The sequence below is a fragment of the Actinomyces stomatis genome (assembly GCF_031292835.1).
In the GTDB taxonomy this organism is placed as follows: domain Bacteria; phylum Actinomycetota; class Actinomycetes; order Actinomycetales; family Actinomycetaceae; genus Actinomyces; species Actinomyces stomatis.
Window position 1 is genome coordinate 1 of sequence record NZ_JASPEP010000050.1, and the last position, 2,696, is coordinate 2,696.

At 74.0% G+C, this 2,696-nt stretch carries 1 protein-coding gene; it reads right to left on the minus strand.

Annotated features, from left to right (window positions below):
* A partial coding sequence (locus tag RIV12_RS13015; RefSeq protein ID WP_309324440.1) for a DUF3418 domain-containing protein occupies window positions 1-2,696 on the minus strand: 2,696 nt, incomplete at both ends.

Consider the following 2,696-nt stretch of genomic DNA (forward strand, 5'->3'; position numbering starts at 1 on the left):
CCGCGGTCACGGCGGCGCCGTCGGGATGCTGGGTGGCAGCCGGACGCCCGCCCTTCCCCTTGCGCCCCTTGCGGCCGGACCTTCCGCCCTGTGCGCCCTGGCGCTCCTGGGCCTCTGCCATCGCTTGGGCCAGTGCGCCGCGCACCGCCGAGCGCACAGCGGCCTCCGTCTTGCCCGACAACCGCTGCTGGAGCGAGACCAGGTCCCGGCTGCGGCCGATGACCCGGCCCCGGGCATCCAGGGCGGCGAAAGCCATCGCCAGGTGATCCGGCAGCCGCTCGGCGGCCTCGGCCCAGTCCGCCTCCGTGATCTCCACGCCCTTGAGCCGGAGCACCACCCGGCTGAAGGCATCCTCGAAGGGCACCTCCGGGCAGCTCGCACCCGGCGGCGTCGGGAACTCCTGCGCGATCTGCGCCCACACCTGGGCGCCCACGTCCGGGGCCGGCACCAGCTGGCGGCGCACTCGCTTGGGCAGCGCCCGGATCGTGGCCACGCACAGCTCGGCCCGCATCCCCGGCACCAGCCAGTCGAAGCCCTCCGGGGTCAGACGCCCCAGCACCTCCACCGGCACCTGGACACTGACCCCGTCCTCGGGGTGACCCGGCTCGAACACGTAGTCCAGGCCCAGGGTCAGGTCTCCCTGCACCCACGTGTCCGGGAAGCCGCTCGCGTCGCCCCCACCGGGCAGCAGCAGCTCACGGGTGAAGTCCAGCAGGTCCGGGGCGGCGCGCCGCTGCTCCTTCCACCAGGCGTCGAAGGCCGCCGCGGAGGTCACCTCCTCGGGGACGCGGTCGTCGTAGAAGTCGAACAGGGCGGCGTCGTCGGCCAGCAGGCCGTGCTCGCGCCGACGCCGCTCCACGTCCTGAAGTTCCTCGATGAGGGCCCGGTTGCGCTCCACGAAGCCGTGGCGGGCGTGCCAGCCGCCCTCCACCAGGCCCGAGCGGATGAACATCTCCCGGGCCACCTGGCGGGCCGAGTCCGTCCCCACGCTCGCCAGCGTCGCCGGTCGGTCCGCCACCAGTGTCATCCCGTAGAGCAGCACCTTCTCGTGGACCATGGCCGCCCCCTGGCGGGTCGACCAGTAGGGCTCACCGAAGACGTGGCGGGTCAGACCCGCCCGGTCCGCCACCTGCTCGATCCACCGGGAGTCCACCTTGGCCACCGTGCGGGCGAAGAGCCGGGAGGTCTCCACCAGCTCGGCGGTCATCACCCAGTCGTAGGTCTTGCGGCGCAGACCCGAGCCCGGCCAGATCGTGAAGCGCGTCCCGCGCGCGCCGGCGTACTCCCGACGACGCTCGTCCCAGTTACCCACATTGGACAGCAGCCCCACCAGCAGCGAGCGGTGGATCGCGTCGGCGTCTGGCGTGTCCGCGCTGCGCCCCAGGGCCACGACGGCGGCCGCCACGCCCCCGTTGGCGATCTGGGCGGCGTGGCTGCCCGGCTCCAGGGCCTCGGTGGCCGCCCGTATCGAACGGGCCGTCGGCAGCTCCACCGGGACGGCATCCAGGCCCAGCGGGCGGGCCAGCTGGCGCAGCTGGGCGTGGACGTCCTGCCACTCGCGCACCCGCAGGTAGTGCAGGAACTCGGCGCGGCACATGCGCCGGAAGGCCGAGCCGGACAGCTCGCGGCTCTGCGTGCGCAGGTAGCGCCACAGGTTCAGGTAGGTCAGGAAGTCACTCGTGGGGTCCGCGAAGCGCCGGTGCAGGGCGTCGGAGGCCTCCTGCTTGTCCGCCGGGCGCTCGCGCACGTCCTGGATGGACAGGGCCGCCACGATGACCATGACCTCCCCGACGCAGCCCAGCTCACCGGCCTCCAGGAGCATGCGCCCCAGGCGCGGGTCGATGGGCAGGCGCGCCAGGCGCCGCCCGATCTCCGTCAGGCGCGGTCCCCGGCGGCCCCGGTCGGGGGTGTCGCCGGACCGGGCGGAGGCGGCCCCGGCCGGCTCGATGGCGCCGATCTCCGTGAGCAGCTGCAGGCCGGAGCGGACCTGGCGGGAGTCCGGGGCGTCCAGGAAGGGGAAGTCCTCCACCGCCCCCAGCCCCAGGGCCGCCATCTGCAGAATGACGCTGGCCAGCGAGGTGCGCAGGATCTCCGGCTCGGTGTACTCCGGGCGCGCCTCGAAGTCGGCCTGCGAGTACAGGCGGATGGCGATGCCGTCGGCCACGCGCCCGCAGCGGCCCGCCCGCTGGTTGGCGCTGGCCCGGCTGACCGGCTCGATCGGCAGGCGCTGGACCTTGGTGCGATTGGAGTAGCGGGAGATGCGCGCCAGGCCCGGGTCGATGACGTAGCGGATCCCGGGAACCGTCAGGGAGGTCTCGGCCACATTCGTGGCCAGGACGATGCGGCGCACCTGGTGGGCCTCGAAGACCCGGTGCTGCTCGGCGGCGCTCAGGCGCGAGTACAGGGGCACGACCTCGATGGCGCCCGGCGTGCGCGAGCGGCCGTCGGGCGTGTAGCGCGCCCCCAGGTGGTCGACGAGGGCCGCCTCGGTGTCGCGGATATCGCGCTCACCGGCCAGGAAGATGAGGATGTCGCCGCTGGGCTCGCCCAGGAGCTCGTCGACGGCGTCGAGGATCCCGGTCACCTGGTCCCTGGGCTCACTGGACTCGGCGGCCGCGGAACCGGCCCGGCCCCGGCCCTTGCCGCGAGCGCCCTGGTTCCGGGGAGCGAGCGACGTGGAGCCGGCAGTGGAGCGG